Raw genomic sequence first — 17,228 nt, 5'->3', positions numbered from 1 at the left:
CACAGCGAGTTCACGGCGATCCGCACCTCTCCCTCCGGGTTCAGCCGGCGCGACATGATCCGTTGGATTCACATGTCTTTGTGAGCATTGAGCTTACGGGATTCGACGGTCGAATTCCCGCTGATTGACTCCCGCCGATTGACTTTGGGTCAGGCTCGGACCCTCGGGCGGCTGTCCAGAGCCTTCCTGAGTTGTACCGCGTCGGCCTGCTGATAGCAGCGCAGCACGGTCTGGGCCTCCTTCCAGCCTCCCAATTCGCACAGCACCTTGAGCGGCAGGTCCATGAGGTCGCTGGCAAACTTGCGCCTGAGCGAGTGCCAGCCCCGCCCGCGCTCGTGCTCCAGTCCCGCGAGCCGCTCGGCCTTGCGCCACCAAGCCGCCACCCGCCCCGGACTGATGCTCGCCGAGGGATTCCTCGGTGCGGGCAGGATCAGCTTGTCCCCGCTCCCGGGGTTCGCTTCCCGCGCCTCCTCCAACACCGTTACCGCCTCCACCGTCATCGGCGTGACGTGCTCATAGCCCGTCTTCTCGTGCTCCGCGCGCCACCGCACCGCCCGGCCCTCGAAGTCGATGTCGGTCCACCGAAGCTGGCGGATCGCTCCGATCCGGTGGCCGGTTTCGTGCGCGAGCACCAAGGCGACATGGAACCGCCAACCGACCTGCCGGGACACCCGGAGCATCGCCTGATACTCCTCCTCGGAGAGGACGGGCCGGGTCGGGTTCTTCTGCTTGGGCGTCTTCAGTCCCCTCAGCGGATTCGAGTCGAGAAGGAGCCTTCCCTCCTCGTCCCGGGATTTCGTCGCCCAGTTGAACACCGCGAGCAGGAACTTCAGGTCCAACTCGATGGTCCGATTGGAAACGGGCTCCCCGCTCGACCCGATCCTTCCCGCCCGGCGCTCGCGGATGAAGCGGTCCCAATCGCGCTGAGAGAGCGTCTCGGGACTCCGGTCCCGTCCAAAGAACCGGAGGAACATCTCCGTCGTGACCCTATCCCGGTGTTGGACCCGCCTCGTCTTGGTGGGCGTCACCTCCTCACCGTAGATGTCAAAGAGCGATCCCAGCGTGAGCGGCTCCGGCTCGGCTTCGGCCTTGCCGTTGGACTCGCGAACCGCGAAGCCCGCGGCCGCCTCGTCGGCCTGCTTCTTTGCTCGGGTCCAATCGCGGTGCCCGAGCGACCGGGTGAGCCTGCGGCCGTCCTCTCGCCACTCCAACTGGTACAGGCCGGTCTTGGGGTCGGGGAACGCCCTCACCCGGTTCCGGCCCCATTCTCCGGCGCTGTAGGAGCGCCGGTCTCGTTTCGTGCGTGCCATCGTTCGATTCCTCTCGATTGATGGACTGCACGATCCGCCTATCCCGAAGGTCGCGGGGAAGCGGCGTGTCCGCCAGTCGCGGACCGCGGCCCCGATGACGGCGAGTGTCGTGTTCCCCGTCGGCGGAATCCCCTTCCCGGAGGGATCGCTGGCCCGGAGCGACCTCCCTCGGAGGGTTGGGATGGCGTGCACGTCCCAACCCTCCCCCGTGGCACGCCAAGCGTCCAGGGATGGGGGTCGCTCCGGCCACGGCCGCAGGTTTCGGCGCGGCGCAACCGTCCCGGAGGCCGCGGTGCAACCCGAAGCCGTCCGGCGAGTTGCGGACTTCCCGGTTCGCACGCCCGAGCGCGATTTCCTTGCACAAGCACCCCGATGTCGATGTGCACCTCCGGATCGGCAACGGACTCCGCCGAACGAAGCCTGAATCCGGGCTCCGGCAACGCGGCTCGGAACAGACCGTCGATCATCCCTTCGGGACGGGCCGATACGAAGCGGAGCCCCGTCTCGGCGAGGTGGCGGAGGTAGCGGTTGAGGCCGTCCTAGACCGCATCGTCATCCATGTCCCGGAGGGCGTTCCCGGCGCGCTCGATCCCCGCGCCGGTCGGGTGAGGTGGTCACGGGGCGCATGGCCGGTCATCGAGCCGTGAGGGTTCGGAAGCCGTTATCGGGCGACACGGAGGCATTTCGGGAGATCTGCGGGCCACAGGATCGCGCAGGATCGACGATCCCGGGTCTCCGAGGGGTATGGGTCGGGTGGAATGCGACGGTCGGCGGAGCGCGCCGTTCTCGCCCTCGCAGTCCGTGAGACCGGCGGCGAGCAGGCCGGGGAGCTTGGCCGCGACGGCCCCGTCTAGGCTGTTCCGGGCGGTGCCCGGAGAGGCGTTTCGGAGGGCCGACCCAAGGCTGGCTTGTCGCATGTTAAGGCCGACAAGCCAGCCTACCCCTTGTGGGTACAAAGGGGCTGGCGAGGGGTGCTCCGCCCCCTTCGATCCCCAAGGCAAAACTCCGCGCCGGCAGCGTTCGCGGTTGGGGTTCCGCCCGCCTTCGCGGGGTCCGAACGTCTCCTGGGCGGCCGCCTGGGGGATGTCCTCCCGACGGCCCCCCGATCACCGCCCGTCGAGGCCGTCGGCTTCGGGGCGAGTCCGCGGAGTGACCGGCGGTCGGCGTGGTCGACGTTTCCACCGCTTCGGCGCCGGTCCCCCCGGCCTCCGGGACGGACTCTGCCCGTCCCTCCCGCCGGGGTTGAGTTCCCTTCCCAACCCCGGGCTGAAAGAAGACCACACCCACCGGCTTGAGCACCTGACGGTCCTACGAGCCAGCCGCTCACGCCGTCTCGATGAAACGCACAGGGGGCCGTGGCATCCGAGCCCCCGGAAGACGCGCAACGGGCCGGGAGGTTGAAAAATCGGGGGGGGGGGTAGCATTGTAAGGTCGTCTTCGTCACTTCTCCGCCCCCCGATTCAAGGAAAGCCACACATGAAGAGGATCCCAACCATCCTTTCTTGGAGAATCGTCATGATTGTCATGACGGCAGTTGTGATCGCTGGCTGCGCCACGCTCTTCAACTCAGGGACCAAGAGCGTTGCCATGGGTTCGAATCCAAGCGCCGCCGAGGTGTGGATCGACAACGTAAACCGGGGAACTACGCCCATCACCTTGGAGTTGAACAACCACCAGAGCCACACCGTGGTGTTCCGAAAGGAAGGCTATCAGGATGTCGCCTGCGAACTCACGGCTTCGGTCGGTGCCGGCTGGGTCATACTGGACATCCTAGGTGGGTTGCTTCCGGTAATCATAGATGCGGCTACCGGCGAGTGGAAGGGCATCGATCAGGGAACCTGCAATGTCAACCTTCCCTCAGCTGACGACCCGAAGTCCAGCGACGCCAAGCAAGGGAGAAGCCCCGAGCCGACCGATTGGGCAGCGGTCGCCGAGCACAGAGGGTGGGTTGCGCTCACGGAAACCGCATCACACTGAGAGCATCCGGGGCGGGGGATGTCCGGCGAGTGGCCAGCGCACCGTCTTCCACAACTCTAGGAGGTCCGCTGTCGTCGAAACTCGTGCCGGGACATGCGTTCGCGAGCCCCGGCATTTCCCGGCAAACGAGTCCGATATTCCGGTCATCCGGCCCGGTCCAGCAAGGTCCAACACCAACGGCAGGGATGGCGGATCATGCAGTCCTGTATGACTTTAGATGATTTCCTGCCGTAATCTATACCCCTCGCTATCCGTCGGCGCGACAGTTCCTGCGCATAGGTGCACAGGTGCAGTTTGCTCAACGCATAGTACTTCAGGCCGTCCTTCAGCCCGTAGTCGGTAAAGGCGCCGAACCCGCCGAAGTCGATCGAATCGGCGGCCCGATGCGTTTCGGACACGATGAAGACGATTCTTGGGACCTCTCCATCACGATCGCCCGGCCGAAGGATGCCGCCCGCCAGCAGTCGGTCGATCAGTACGCGGTTGGCCAGGAAATGAACCGCGAACATCAACTCGTAGCCCTGGACCGACCTGCGTGCCTTCGCCGGCATCAGGCCGGCGTTGAGGACGAGGATGTCCACCTCGCGGCGTTCGCGTTCGAGTCCGTCGCACAGCGCGTGCACGGAGTCGAGGTCGGCCAGGTCCACGCGAAGCATGTCGACTGCGTCGGAACCGGCGAGCCGTCCGACGTCCTCCCCGGCCTCCGGATGTCCGCCGCGGCAGGCCATGAGCACCTCTGCGCCGCGTTTTGCCAGGTCGACCGCCACCGCCCTTCCGAGGCCCCGGTTGGCCCCCGTCACGAGGCACACCCTTCCGTCGAGGCGGACGTCCTCCGGGACGGGGCTCAGCCCGGGGCGTTGGAAGAAACGATCGACGACCCCGCTGGCGAAGGCCCTGAACTTCCGGTTGTAGTTCGTGGCTCGCATGTCTCACTCGTCCGGTATCCGGTATTTGCGGCGGTAGGCCTCGGAGTATCCGTCTATGGTCTCCTCGTCGAGACCGAAGCTGGCCGGCGCGTAGACGTGCCTCCCGTGGCCGTCCTTCCCGCTTCGTTCGGAGACGCTTCTCGCGGCGTCCGCGGCTGCCTCCGTGAAGTCGATCCCCGCGGCCCCGTATATCCTGCGCAACTCGCCGAGCGGATCCGCGATCAGGTCGTAGAATGATACATCGACGAACACATGCTCGTCCGCGCTTCGCCGCACGCTCATGGAGCGCTCCATCATCCGGCGGATCTTCCTCATCCAGTGCGCCCCGATCTCCACCGGATCCACATGGTCGCTGAAAATGCCGCGTCCATGCGCGACCATACTGCAGAACGACGGCACCGATTTCTTCGGATCGCGATGCGTCTGGATGACGCACACGTCGGGGAAGACATCGAGGATGACGTCGAGGTGTTCCATGTGATGCGGCGTCTTGAGCACCCAGCGGTCACCTGGGCGCTGCCAGTGCAGGATTTTCAGCACCGTGAGCATGTACTCGTAGCACTTCGTGTGGTCCCGGGCTTCGAGCCAGCGCGAATAGCTCGGCACATGCATCGCCGCTTCCGGCGCCTGGCTCATGAACGAGAGATCGAGCAGAAGGACGTCCTCCTCCGGCGCGTCCCAGGCCATGGGGTGAACGGCTCGGAAATCGGGCGCCAGGAACCCGATCGCCCGCGCGGCGCGTTTCGCCTGACGCATACGGCGCCGCGGAGCCCCCGTCCCTTCGTCCCGGAGAGGCACGGGGTTTAGGACTTCCCACGCACGCAGGGCGCGAGTCCCGGGGTCGGCGGCAAGCAACCGGTGCAGCGTCGTCGTCCCGGTGCGCTGCAGGCCCGCGATGAGGAGGATACGCCCCAGGTCCACGTCGAGAATCTCCGGGCGCTCCCGAAGCAACCGTGCCGCGCGCAATCGAATCGCCAGGGCCGAGACGATCCGGGAGCGCTGAATCGTCGCGCCGAGCGCCGTCAGTCGCGCCTCCGCGTTGATCGATTCGACGAGCACCTCGAGGGGCTCCAGGAACCACTCATCGCCGAAGTCCGAGAGTCCCGTCCGTCGCCTCGCGGCGGCGATCATGCGGCCGACGTCCAGGGCGCCGCCGAAGCCGCACCTCCGGGCCGCCCTCCCCACCTGGTTGAAGAGGGAAACGGCCAGAGGGCGGTACGGCCTGCGGTACTCCGTCGAGGTCCGCACTGGGCTGCCGTCCGCCTCGCCTACGCCTCGCGAAGCGAGCGCAGTTCCGAGAGCTTCACGAGCCGCGTTCGCGGCTGCGGGTGCTCCACCGCCCGGATCCACCGGAAGCACATCGTCCCCGATGTATGGCCCGCCGTCTCCAGCCAGTTCGGGAGCCCGGGATCTTCATGGGAGACGACGAGGCGTACGGAACCGTCCTCCTCGTGGTGCGCGAGGTGCTTGTTCGTGTGGATGGTGTGATAGCGGTAGTCCAGCGATTCCATCCAGTAGTTGTTCAGTTGAAAGTTCCAGTGCTCGCACTCGGGCGGCATCGCTTCGATGACGAGCGCTTCGTCGTCCTCCACGGCCCAGTGACTGTGGTAGTAGGCGATGTTCGGGTCGCCGCCCGCCTGGAGCGACACGTCCGGATCGAACCTCGGCAGGGTGTTCGAGTGTTTCCGGAAGCCTCGAGCCCAGTTCGCGAACAGCATCGCCGCCCCCGCCACCAGGGTGCCGGCGGACTTCAGCCCCTCATCGATCTGCTCCGGCGTGAGCGGTCGGGGCCGCTTCTCATCGTCCGCGCACCCGATACGCTCGATGTGAAGTTCGGCCGGCACCTCGGTCTCCCGGTCGAGGAAGGTCTGGCGCACGATCAGCGTGCGGCTCTCCGCCGTCATCGGCAGCCAGTTCCCATCGTGGCGCCGGCCGCTGACGATGAGTTCGAAGGTCCCAGCCTCGTCGATCTCCATCTCGCCGGCCTCGATGTAACCGGTGGGGGGCAGGCCGCCGCTCTGCCCGTAGTGGCCGGCCTGCGTGCCGAAGCCGAGGTACGTCACCGTGTTGCGCCGCCCGGAGATCCGGTACTCGAAGTCGCCGTGAATGGCCGCCGTCTGGTAGTAGTTGTCGGGGTTGTCGCTCCCCAGCTTCACCGTCTCGTGGGCCACGCGGTGCAGCACGGGCGCCCGCGGGTCGGCGTGTTCCACGAAGGCCATGAACCCCCCGCGGGCCAGGCGGCTGAGATACCGGTATCCCTCCGCCTGGTTGAAGGGGTCGCGGGGCGCGCCGGGGAAGGTCAGCGCGGCCCCCGCCGCCTTCAGCGTGTCGCAGAATTCGTCCCACGCCTTGCCGCTGACCACGCGCTGCGCTGCGGTATCCGCAGGCGTCCGGCCCCGCAGTTTCTGCGCCGCGAGCGAGAGGCGCCGAAAGAGCCCGATCAGTCCGATGACGAACTTTCTCATCGCGTCTCCCCTCTGCCCGTCCCGTGGCCTGAAGCGCGGTGCTTCGAGCGGCTAGCCGGTCTCCGCTTCCGCAAGGAGGGCGGTGATGCTCTCGCGCAGCGTGTCGACGCCGGCGCCGGTGCGTGCGGACGTTTCGACCAGCTGGTCCGCATCGAGTTCGAGCGCCTCGCGCAGCCTCTCCGTCGCCCGCCGGCGCCCGGACCGGTTCAGCTTGTCCGTCTTCGTGAGCGCGAAAAGCGTCGGCGTCCCGGTCGCCCCCAGGAACTCGATCATCCGCTCATCGTCGTCCGTGAGTCCGCGGCGCGCGTCCACGAGCAGCACGAGTCCGAGCAGCTTCGTGGTCCGGCGCAGATACCCGTCGATCAGCCGCCCCCACTTCTCCCGCACGGTCTTCGGCGCCTTCGCGAACCCGTAGCCCGGCAAATCGACGAGCATGTAGCGGTCGTCGACGAGGAAGAAGTTGATCTCGCGGGTGCGCCCCGGCTGCTTCGAGGTTCGCGCGAGGCTTTTCCGCCCCACGAGCCGGTTGAGCAGCGAGGACTTCCCGACATTCGAGCGCCCGGCGATCGCGATCTGGGGGAGGTCGCGCGGCGGCTTCTGGCCGGCCGCACCGACGGCGCCGACAAACTCGACCGTCCTGACGCGCGTGACGACGTTGTCAGCCGGCGGCACAGGCCCGCTACGCTTCCCTGCGCTTGGCCTCGGGCTCGAGGATGAGGAGCGGCTGGTTGCTCTCCTCGACGGTTTCCCGCGTGACGACGACCTCGCGGATGTCCATCCGCCCCGGCAGGTCGAACATCACGTCGAGCATGATGGACTCCATCACGGCGCGCAGTCCGCGGGCGCCCGTCCCGCGGTCGATCGTCTTGCACGCGATCGCGCGCAGCGCCTCCGGGTCGAGCGTGAGGCCCACCCCCTCGAGTTCGAACATCTTCGTGTACTGCTTGAGCAACGCGTTCTTGGGACGCTGCAGGATCTCCACCAGCGCATCCTCGTCGAGGTTGTGCAGCGCAACGAGCACCGGCAGCCGCCCGACGAGTTCGGGGATGAGCCCGTAGCGGAGCATGTCCTCGGGTTCGACGCACGCGAGAAGGTTGTCCTCGTCGTTCGGCGCCACCCCCCCGGCGATGAAGTCATCCCGGAACCCGATCTGCCGCCGTCCCTGCCGTTCCTGGATGATCTCCTCGAGCCCGTCGAAGGCGCCGCCGCAGATGAAAAGGATGTTCCGCGTGTCGATCTGAATGTACTCCTGCTGCGGATGCTTGCGCCCGCCCTGGGGCGGCACGGACGCCACCGTCCCCTCGAGGATCTTGAGCAGCGCCTGCTGCACGCCCTCGCCGGAGACGTCGCGCGTGATCGACGGGTTGTCCGACTTGCGGGCGATCTTGTCGATCTCGTCGATGTAGACGATGCCGCGCTCGCACTCCGCCACGTTGTATTCGCCCGCCTGCAGGAGCCGGACGAGGATGTTCTCGACGTCCTCCCCCACGTACCCCGCCTCGGTGAGCGTCGTCGCGTCCGCGATCGTGAACGGGACCTGGAGAATCCGCGCCAGCGTCTGCGCGAGCAGCGTCTTCCCCACGCCGGTGGGACCGAGCAGCAGGATGTTCGACTTCTCGATCTCGACGTCGTCGACGAGACTGCGGTGGTTGATCCGCTTGTAGTGATTGTAGACGGCGACCGAGAGCGTCTTCTTCGCCATCTCCTGCCCGATCACGTACTCGTCGAGCGTCGCCTTGATTTCCGACGGCGTCGGTATCTCCGTGAAGCGCCCGCACTGTTCGCGTTCCTCTTCTTCGGCGAGGATCTCGTTACAGAGCGCGATGCACTCGTTGCAGATATAGACGTTGGGTCCGGAGATGAACTTCTGGACGGCGTCCTTGGACTTGCCGCAGAAGGAGCAGCGCAGGTGCTTGTCGCTCGGCATCGTCGCCTCCCCTCGGTCCCTCGGGTTGCTCCGGTGCTACTTTGCGACGGTGGGGCCGGGTCGGCCGTTCTTACCGTCAACCTCCGCCTCACGCGCGACCACGAGGTCGATGAGCCCGTAATCCTTTGCTTCCTCGGGGGACATGAAGCGGTCGCGGTCGACATCCTCGGCGATCCGCTCGAGATCCTGCCCCGTGTGTTCGGCGAGAATCCGGTTCAGCCGCTCGCGGGCGTTGAGGATTTCCTTCGCCTGAATCTCGATGTCCGCAGCCGTCCCATAGGAGCCGCCGGAAGGCTGGTGGATCATGATCCGCGCGTTCGGCAGCGAACGCCGCCTGCCGGGCGTGCCGGCGGCGAGCAGGAAGGCTCCCATCGACGCAGCCATCCCCATGCACATCGTCGCCACGGGCGCGTTCAGGAATTGCATCGTGTCGTAGATCGCGAGTCCTGCCTGGACGCTTCCCCCCGGCGAGTTGATGTAGATGTTGATCTCGCGCTCCGGGTTGTCCGCCTCCAGGAAGAGCAACTGGGCGATCACCACGTTCGCCACATCGTCGTTGATCGGAGCCCCGAGGAAGACGATCCGGTCCATGAGGAGACGCGAGAAGATGTCGTACGTGCGTTCCCCGCGGCTCGACCGTTCGATGACGTACGGTGCGAATATCGTGCTCAAATCAGTCCCTCACGTGGTTTGCGGCCAATCAGTTCACGTCCGAGCCATCGATCAGAAACCGGAACGCCTTGTCGATGGCAAAACGGCGGCGGAGCGGGTCGAGCTGCTTCTCCTTCGCGAGCTGCCGGCGTATCTCCACCAGGCTCTTGCCCCGCGCGTTCCCCAGTTCCGACAGGCGCTCGTCGAATTCCTCGCTCGACAGATCGAGTCCCTGATCCTCGATGAGTCGCTCGAGCACCAGATCCCGCTTGATCTGACGTTCCACCTGCGGGGCCACGGACCTGCGGGCCTCCTCGACCTGCTCGGGATCCGCTCCCTCGGGGGCGTCGATCACCCGGTCAAGATAACGCGACGTGAGACTCGGCGGCACCTCGAAGGCGTTTGCTTCGATCACCGCGTCGAGGAGTTGTTCGCCGACTTCCTCGTCCGCCTGACGTTCACCCCGCGCGAGGAGTTCCTTTTCGACCGCTTCGCGAAGCTCCGCCAGCGTCCCGAAATTTCCGATCTCGCTCGCGAACTCGTCCGTGAGGTCCGGAAGCTCGCTCGTTCGGACCTCGTCGAGACGGATCCGCAGCGACCGGGTGGTTCCCGCGAGTTCCGCGGCACCGAAGTCGTCCGGGTAGGAGACCGTGAATGTGCCTTCCTCGCCGGGCGCCAGCGCGAGGATCGCGTCCTCGACATCCGGAATCGCGTACCCCGCGCCCAGCTCGAACCGATACGGCTTCTCCGCGGCGCCGTCGCCCCCCTCACGTTCCCTGATGGCCACGGCGACGACGTCTCCGTTCCGCGGCGCCCGGTCCACGGGCTGCAGCACGGCGTTTTCCTTGCGGATGTTCTCGATGACCTCGTCGACGTCCGCATCCTCGACGGCCACCTCGCGCCGCTTGACCCGGAATCCTCCGATCCGCGCAAGCTCGATCGCCGGCATCACCTCCACGTCGATGCGAAACGAGAGCCGCTCCCCGGGCCGGTAATCCAGTTCGCTGACCACGGGTTCCCCAACGGTGGAGAGGTCGTGCCGCTGCACGGCGTCCCGAAACGCCCGGTTGACGAGCGCGTCGACCGTCCGTTCGTCGATGAGGGGACCGTAGCGTTCCTCGACGATCCGCACCGGGACCTTCCCCTTCCGGAATCCCTTGATGCGGGTCGTCTTCCGGAGCCTGGCGGCTTCCCGGCGGCGCGTCGCCGCCACCTGCGCGGGGTCCACGGACACGTCGAGGCGCCGCAGGTAGTCGTTCTCTCGCTTGATCTCGACGTCGAACGGATCTGTCGCGGCGGCTTGTGAATCGGCTGCGCTCAAGGTCGTATGGCTCCCGCTCGTGTGTTCGTGTCCCCGCACGGGTCAACGGCAGTGTCACGGCACGAAGTGCGAAAGGGGGGACTCGAACCCCCACGGCCAAGGGCCACCAGCTCCTAAGGCTGGCGCGTCTGCCAATTCCGCCACTTTCGCGCGAACCCCGCCAGGTCGAACGCAGCGCCGGGATCGGCCGGGAATCTCGGCACCGGCTGGAACGTGGGCAAGCAGAACCCCGCTCCGCCGGCGCCCCGCGGCTCAGCGTTCCGGGATCACGACGCTCCGGAACGCGTCCTGTCGACTCCCGTCGCCCAGCAGGAGATCGAGATGCACGCTCAGCGCATCGCCGGGCCCCAGCCCGGAGATGATGCGCTCGTAGTCGGCCCGCCCCTCAATCTCCTCGCCGTTGATGTCGACGATGAGGGTCCCCTCGGGAAGGCGCAGCCGCCCGACGGCGCCTCTCCGATCTCCGCCGACGATGACGACGCCCTTGAAACCGGGGTCGATCCTGTACCGCGCATGTTCCCGGGCTTCGACTTCGGCGTCATCCTTCACCGCGAGACCGAGGACATCGCCGGTCGCCTCGGTCGGCTCGGAGCGTGCCGCGACCTGCGGCGGCGAGTCGTCGTCCGCCGAGATGAGACGGACACGCGCCCGGTCGCGCTCCAGTGTGGAGCGGCGCACGACGTCCAGTTCCACGGTCTCGCCCGGCTCGAAAGCCCGGATCCGCCGCTGCAGTTCCGAAACGCCGGAGACGGGTTGTCCCGCCACGCCCACGATGACATCGCCGCCTTCGAGCCCGGCGAGCATGGCGGGACTGTCGTCGAAGGAGAAAGTCTGGATCTTCGCGCCCTCGACGCGCTCCAGACCGTAGAACGCGGCGTCCGCGGCGTCGACATCGGTAATCGAGACGCCGATGAGCGCCCGCCGCACCTCGCCGAATTCGATCAGATCGTCGACGACCTCGCGGGCGAGCTCGATCGGGACCGCGAAGCCGTACCCCTGGTAGCTCCCCGTCGTCGACAGGATCGCCGTGTTGATTCCGATCACCTCGCCCGCCGCATTCACGAGCGGCCCGCCCGAGTTGCCCCGGTTGATGACCGCATCCGTCTGGATGAAGTCCTCGATCGCGAGCGGGCTGCGCTGCCGGAGGATGGAGATGTTGCGCCCCTTGGCGGAGACGATCCCCGCCGTCACGGACGACAGCAGCGGTCCGGGCGCCGTGCGGAAGCCGGGGCTTCCGATGGCGAGCACCCACTCGCCTACGGCGGTCTCGTCACTGGAGCCGATGGGAAGGACGGCGATGTCGTCCACCTCGAGCCTCAGCAGCGCCACGTCGGTCTGCGGATCGCGGCCCACGAGTTCCACGTCGTCGAACACTCGTCCGTCGTGGAGTTCGATGTCGATGCGTTCCGCGCCCGCGACCACGTGGTTGTTCGTCACCACGTAGCCGGCCTCCGAGACGATGAAGCCGGATCCGCTCCACTCGACCGTCTGCGGCCGCCGCTCTTCCTCGCGGTCCTGTTCGGAATCGGGTGGGAACTCGAACCCGGGCGGGAACTCGAACCCCGGCGGTGGCTCGAACCCCGGCGGGAACGGGGACGCGTTCGGAGAGGTCTCCCGCTCCGCCGTCAGGTAGATCGTTACGACCGCGGGAGCCACGCGCTGCGCCACGTTGGCGAAGCCGTCCTCCATCGTCATCTCGGCGCCCGCGGGGGCTCCGTCCACCCACCCCGCGTCCCGGTTGCTGTCCGCCGCGATCGAAACCGGGGTCAGGTCCAGAACCGAAGCCAGCCCTACGCCGAACGCGAACGCGATCGCCGTCGCGATCAGCAGGTTCAGTCGAGTACGCAGCGAATCGCTCATCCCTCTATCTCCCTCTCCCGGCCGTATCACCTGACGGCCGAAGTACGAATATAGCAGACCGAATCGGCGTTTCTCCAACTCGGGCCAATGACGGTGACCACACCGGGTCCGTCACGCCCGAACGCCGAACCATGGGATGAACGGCGCGCGACCCGGGGTTGCCCGTCGTGCGGGCTCCCGGGTCGCGCGGTGAGACGTTGCCGGCGGCGGGCTACTTGTCGTCGGACTCCTCGACGATCTCGTAATCCGCCTCGACGACCTCCTCTTCCTCGGCGTCGTCCGCTTCCACCTCGACTTCGGCCTCTCCGTCGCCGTCGCCCGGCATGTCGCCCGGGGTGGCGTCGGCTCCCATCCCGGCCGCGGCGTACATCTTCTGCGCCGCCGCGCCGACCGCTTCCTGGATGGCCGTGGTCGCCGCCGCCACTTCCTCCGTGTCGTCCTGCTTGAGCGCGGCCCGCCCCCGCTCCAGCGTCTCCTCGATCGTGGACCGGTCCGCGTCGTCGAGCGACTCCTTCCAGTCCTCGAGGTTCTTCTCGGTCTGGTACACGAGCGAGTCCAGCCGGTTGCGGGACTCGACGGTCTCGCGCCGCTCCTGGTCCTCGGCCGCGTGCGATTCCGCGTCCCTCACCATGCTCTCGATCTCGGCGTCGGAGAGCCCCGAAGACGCCTCGATGCGAATCTTCTGCTCCTTGCCCGTCGCCTTGTCCCTGGCGCTCACGTGCAGAATGCCGTTCGCGTCGATGTCGAAGGTGACCTCGACCTGGGGCACGCCGCGCGGCGCGGGCGGAATGCCCGTGAGCTGGAAGCGGCCGATCGTCTTGTTGCCGCTCGCCATCTTCCGCTCGCCCTGGAGGACGTGGATGTCGACCGTGTTCTGGTTGTCCTCCGCGGTCGAGAAGATCTCCGACTTCTTCGTGGGGATCGTCGTGTTGCGCTCGATGAGCGACGTCATGACCCCACCCAGCGTCTCGATCCCGAGGGAGAGCGGCGTGACGTCGAGGAGGAGGACGTCCTTTACGTCGCCGCCGAGCACGCCGCCCTGGATCGCGGCCCCGATGCCCACGACCTCGTCCGGGTTCACGCCCTTGTGCGGGTCCTGGCCGAAGAAATCCTTCACGACTTCCTGGATCTTGGGGATCCGGGTCGAGCCACCGACGAGAATGACTTCGTCGATCTGATCGACCGAGAGACCGGCGTCCGCCAGCGCCTTCTCCATCGGCGGAATCGTGCGCTGGATCAGGTCGTCGACCAACTGCTCGAACTTCGCCCGCGTGAGGGCGAGGTTGAGGTGCTTGGGCCCCGACGCATCCGCTGTGATGAAGGGGAGGTTGATGTCGGTCTGCATCGTCGAACTGAGCTCGATCTTCGCCTTTTCCGCCGCCTCCTTGAGGCGCTGCAGGGCCATCGGGTCGGCCGAGAGATCGATCCCCTGGTCCTTCTTGAACTCGTCGACGAGCCAGTTGATGAGGCGCTGGTCGAAGTCGTCTCCGCCGAGGTGCGTGTCGCCGTTGGTGGCCTTCACCTCGAACACGCCGTCCCCGAGTTCGAGCACGGAGATGTCGTAGGTGCCGCCGCCGAGGTCGAACACCGCGATCTTCTCGTCCGACTTCTTGTCGAGGCCGTAGGCGAGCGCCGCGGCCGTCGGCTCGTTGATGATCCGGCGGACGGTGAGACCGGCCACGCGGCCCGCGTCCTTCGTCGCCTGGCGCTGGGCGTCGTTGAAGTAGGCCGGAACCGTGATCACCGCCTCCGTCACCTCCTGGCCCAGGTAATCCTCGGCCGTCTGCTTCATCTTCTGCAGCACCATGGCCGAGAGTTCGGGCGGCGTGAAGGTCTTGTCCGCGTGCGCAATCCGCACCTGGACGCGGTCCTGGTTGTCACCCTGGATGTCGTAGGTGACGAGCTTCATCTCCTCGCCCACCTCGGACCGCTTGCGGCCCATGAAGCGCTTGATCGAGGCGACGGTGTTGAGCGGGTTCGTGACGGCCTGCCGCTTGGCGACCTGCCCGACGAGCCGCTCTCCCTCCTTCGTGAAGGCGACCACCGAGGGCGTGGTGCGCGCGCCCTCCGCGCTCGGGATGACGACGGGGTCTCCACCTTCCATTACGGCGACGACCGAGTTCGTCGTCCCGAGATCGATTCCGATGATCTTGCCCATTGCTTTTCCTTGGCTTGTGCTTGTCCGCTGTTTCCGCTGGTTCCATCCCAGGCCGAGTCGCGCGGAGCGGCGCCCCGCTTCCGGCGCCCGCCCGCGAACGCAGAAACACGTTGCAATCGCCGTGCCGCGTCCCGGGCCGCCTGTGCGCCGTCTTTTCCGACAAAATGGCACTTGGGCGAGCCGCGTCCCGGTCCGGGGTGCCAAAGTGGCATGAAAAGGGGCGGGGTTGTGGCGTGGAACACGCGACGGGGTATGTTCTCCGGGCTCCCGTCGCCCCGAACCCTCAGCCGGAGTGCGCCGATGTCCCAGCGTCGCGACCCTTCCCGCTCCGCAGCCGCGGCGCCCTCGGCGATGCCGCGGGAGGGTTGGCTGCTCCTCACCGTGGTCACCGTGCTGGGCGTCGGCCTGGCCGCGGGCGCCGCGCCGCTGGCGGCACAGGGACTCGAGGGGGTGGGTGGCGCGATCGACGAGCCGTTCCTCTCCCGCCTGGCGCGGGGTCTGCTCGGGATCGCGTTCCTGCTCACGACCGTGTGGCTTTGCTCCGCGCACCGGAAGTCGATCTCGTGGCCGCTCGTCGTCAAGGGGCTCGGGCTGCAGATCGCCTTCGCGCTCCTCGTCCTCAAGTCGGGCGTCGGCCACACCTTCTTCAGCGCCGTCAACGACGTATTCGTCGCGCTCATCGGGTACACCAACGCGGGATCGCGCTTCGTTTTCGGGTCGCTCGTGGACTTCGGGACTCCGGTCGACGGGGGCGCGGGCGGCGTCGTGAACATCGGGGCGAATTTTGCCTTCAGCGTCCTGCCCACGATCATCTTCTTCTCTTCCCTCATGGCCCTCGCGTATCACCTGGGGTTCATGCAGCGGGTCGTGCGAGGCGTCGCCTGGGCGATGCAGCGCACGCTGGGGACGAGCGGCGCGGAGACGACCTCGGCCGCCGGCAACATCTTCGTCGGCCAGACGGAGGCGCCCCTCCTCATCCGGCCCTTCGTGGACCGGATGACGATGTCCGAACTCAATACGGTGATGACGGGGGGCTTCGCGACCGTGGCGGGCGGCGCGCTCGCCGCGTACGTGGCGATCCTCGTGGGGGTGTTCCCGGGCATTGCGGGGCACTTGCTCGCGGCGAGCATCATGGCGGCGCCGGCGGGGATCGTGGTGAGCAAGATGCTGATGCCCGAGACGCAAGTGCCCGAGACGCGCGGCACGCTCGACATCGACCCGCCGCAGGCGCACGCGAACGTGATCGACGCGGCGGCCGGAGGGGCGGGAGACGGGCTGAAGCTCGCCCTGAACGTAGGGGCGATGCTCCTCGCCTTCCTCGCCATCATCGCCCTGGGGAACGGCGTCATCGGCTGGGTGACCGGACTGTTCGGCGTGGAGGGAATCACGCTCGAGCGGATCTTCGGCTGGGTCTTCGCCCCCGTGGCCTGGCTCATCGGCGTGCCGTGGGCCGACGCGGTCGAGGTCGGGACGCTGTTCGGGGTGAAGATGGTCGCGAACGAGTTCCTCGCCTTCACGAACCTCGGGGCCGGGCTCGCCGGCGACCTTCAACTCTCGAACAAGTCGCTCATCATGTGCACGTACGCGCTGACGGGTTTCGCGAACTTCAGCTCCATCGCGATCCAGATCGGGGGCATCGGGGGGATCGCCCCGGGCCGCCGTGAGGATCTGTCGAAACTCGGCCTGCGGGCGATGCTCGGGGGGACGGTTGCGACGTGGATGACGGCGACGCTGGCCGGAGTCCTCGCGTGACCCGCGCGGCCGCGGACATCCAGGTCGGCGTCGACGCGGCGGCCGCGGCGCTGCGAGCCCGCATTGGGGACCGGCTGGACGGCGACGCGCCGCATGTCGCGATCACGATGGGCTCGGGGCTCGGCGGCCTCGGGGAAGAGATCGAGGATCCGGTGCGGGTGCCCTACGAGGATCTTCCCGGCTGGCCCCGTCCCACGGTCATCGGCCACGCCGGCCACGCGCTCATCGGGACGCTCGGCGGTCGGCCCGTCCTGGGCCTCAGCGGACGCGTCCATCTCTACGAGGGCGGCCCGCCGGAGCGCGTCGTTTTCTACGTGCGCGTCGCGGCGGCGCTCGGCATCCCGGTCCTCTTCCTCTCGAACGCGGCCGGGGCGATCCGGGAGGGCTGGCACCCCGGCGAACTCATGCTGGTCTCCGACCACCTCAACCTGACCGGCACGAGCCCGCTTATCGGCCCTGTGGTGGGGACGGAGAATCGCTTCCCCGACCTGACCTTCGCCTACGACCGGGAACTACGGACGATCGTGCGCGGGACCGCGTCCGAGCTGGGCCAGACGCTCCACGAGGGCGTCTACGCGGCGATGCACGGCCCCGCCTTCGAGACCCCGGCCGAGATCCGCATGCTGCGGGCGCTCGGCGCGGACGCCGTCGGCATGTCCACCGTGCCGGAGGTCATCGCGGCCCGCGCCCTCGGCATCCGCTGCGTCGCCGTCTCCTGCCTCACGAACTACGCGGCCGGGGTCCTCGACGAACCGCTGAACCACGAGGAAGTCCTCGAGACGACGAAACTCGCCCAGGCCGGCTTCCAGCGCCTCGTCGAGCTCTCCGCCGCCCGCTGTCCCGGGCCCGCGGCCCCGACGCGCTAGCGCGGTCGCCGCGAC

Annotated in this window: 14 protein-coding genes and 1 tRNA gene; 4 read left to right on the top strand and 11 right to left on the bottom strand. The window is 67.5% G+C overall.

The window, feature by feature from the left end:
- Positions 1–149 precede the first annotated feature (149 nt).
- Positions 150–1,310, bottom strand: coding sequence for a tyrosine-type recombinase/integrase (locus tag RN901_RS14950; RefSeq protein ID WP_310759102.1), 1,161 nt, complete (start codon positions 1,308–1,310; stop codon positions 150–152).
- Between the two features lie 356 nt (positions 1,311–1,666).
- Here RN901_RS14950 and RN901_RS14945 point away from each other — a divergent pair, with 356 nt between their 5' ends.
- Both RN901_RS14945 and RN901_RS14940 read left to right on the top strand, forming a co-directional pair.
- Positions 1,667–1,957: a hypothetical protein gene (locus tag RN901_RS14945; protein ID WP_310759101.1), complete on the top strand. Its 291-nt coding sequence runs from the start codon at positions 1,667–1,669 to the stop codon at positions 1,955–1,957.
- Positions 1,958–2,786: 829 nt separating this feature from the next.
- Positions 2,787–3,287, top strand: a complete 501-nt coding sequence (locus RN901_RS14940) for a PEGA domain-containing protein (protein ID WP_310759100.1) — start codon at positions 2,787–2,789, stop codon at positions 3,285–3,287.
- 143 nt (positions 3,288–3,430) lie between these two features.
- Here the strand turns inward: RN901_RS14940 and RN901_RS14935 are convergent, their stop codons facing one another.
- The 10 genes from RN901_RS14935 to dnaK form a co-directional block, all read right to left on the bottom strand.
- Positions 3,431–4,213, bottom strand: a complete 783-nt coding sequence (locus tag RN901_RS14935; RefSeq protein ID WP_310759099.1) for an SDR family NAD(P)-dependent oxidoreductase — start codon at positions 4,211–4,213, stop codon at positions 3,431–3,433.
- A gap of 3 nt (positions 4,214–4,216) precedes the next feature.
- Positions 4,217–5,461 (bottom strand): sulfotransferase, encoded by a 1,245-nt coding sequence (locus tag RN901_RS14930; protein WP_310759098.1) that lies wholly within the window; start codon positions 5,459–5,461, stop codon positions 4,217–4,219.
- A gap of 20 nt (positions 5,462–5,481) precedes the next feature.
- Entirely contained in the window at positions 5,482–6,678 is a 1,197-nt protein-coding gene (locus RN901_RS14925; protein ID WP_310759097.1) for a DUF1214 domain-containing protein, read from the bottom strand.
- A gap of 51 nt (positions 6,679–6,729) precedes the next feature.
- Entirely contained in the window at positions 6,730–7,350 is a 621-nt protein-coding gene (gene yihA, locus RN901_RS14920) for a ribosome biogenesis GTP-binding protein YihA/YsxC (RefSeq protein ID WP_310759096.1), read from the bottom strand.
- 7 nt (positions 7,351–7,357) lie between these two features.
- Complete coding sequence (gene clpX / locus RN901_RS14915; RefSeq protein ID WP_310759095.1) at positions 7,358–8,605, bottom strand: ATP-dependent Clp protease ATP-binding subunit ClpX; 1,248 nt, start codon at positions 8,603–8,605, stop codon at positions 7,358–7,360.
- Between the two features lie 36 nt (positions 8,606–8,641).
- Positions 8,642–9,277, bottom strand: coding sequence for an ATP-dependent Clp protease proteolytic subunit (locus RN901_RS14910; protein WP_345782406.1), 636 nt, complete (start codon positions 9,275–9,277; stop codon positions 8,642–8,644).
- A gap of 28 nt (positions 9,278–9,305) precedes the next feature.
- On the bottom strand, positions 9,306–10,577 hold the full coding sequence (tig, locus tag RN901_RS14905; protein WP_310759094.1) for a trigger factor: 1,272 nt from the start codon (positions 10,575–10,577) through the stop codon (positions 9,306–9,308).
- Between the two features lie 67 nt (positions 10,578–10,644).
- Positions 10,645–10,727: transfer RNA gene (locus tag RN901_RS14900), tRNA-Leu, on the bottom strand.
- A 102-nt stretch (positions 10,728–10,829) separates the two neighbouring features.
- Complete coding sequence (locus RN901_RS14895) at positions 10,830–12,437, bottom strand: trypsin-like peptidase domain-containing protein (protein WP_310759093.1); 1,608 nt, start codon at positions 12,435–12,437, stop codon at positions 10,830–10,832.
- Positions 12,438–12,648: 211 nt separating this feature from the next.
- Positions 12,649–14,595 carry a molecular chaperone DnaK gene (gene dnaK, locus RN901_RS14890; protein ID WP_310759092.1) on the bottom strand — a complete coding sequence of 649 codons (1,947 nt, stop codon included), beginning with the start codon at positions 14,593–14,595 and terminating at the stop codon, positions 12,649–12,651.
- A gap of 300 nt (positions 14,596–14,895) precedes the next feature.
- Between dnaK and RN901_RS14885 the strand changes: the two genes are divergently transcribed.
- Both RN901_RS14885 and RN901_RS14880 read left to right on the top strand, forming a co-directional pair.
- Positions 14,896–16,347, top strand: coding sequence for a nucleoside transporter C-terminal domain-containing protein (locus RN901_RS14885; RefSeq protein WP_310759091.1), 1,452 nt, complete (start codon positions 14,896–14,898; stop codon positions 16,345–16,347).
- Positions 16,344–17,213, top strand: a complete 870-nt coding sequence (locus tag RN901_RS14880) for a purine-nucleoside phosphorylase (protein ID WP_310759090.1) — start codon at positions 16,344–16,346, stop codon at positions 17,211–17,213. The genes RN901_RS14885 and RN901_RS14880 overlap by 4 nt, the downstream gene beginning before the upstream one ends.
- The last annotated feature ends 15 nt before the right edge of the window (positions 17,214–17,228 follow it).

The organism is Candidatus Palauibacter soopunensis, assembly GCF_947581735.1.
Taxonomy (GTDB): Bacteria; Gemmatimonadota; Gemmatimonadetes; order Palauibacterales; family Palauibacteraceae; genus Palauibacter; species Palauibacter soopunensis.
This window is presented reverse-complemented; position numbering and strand designations above follow the sequence as displayed.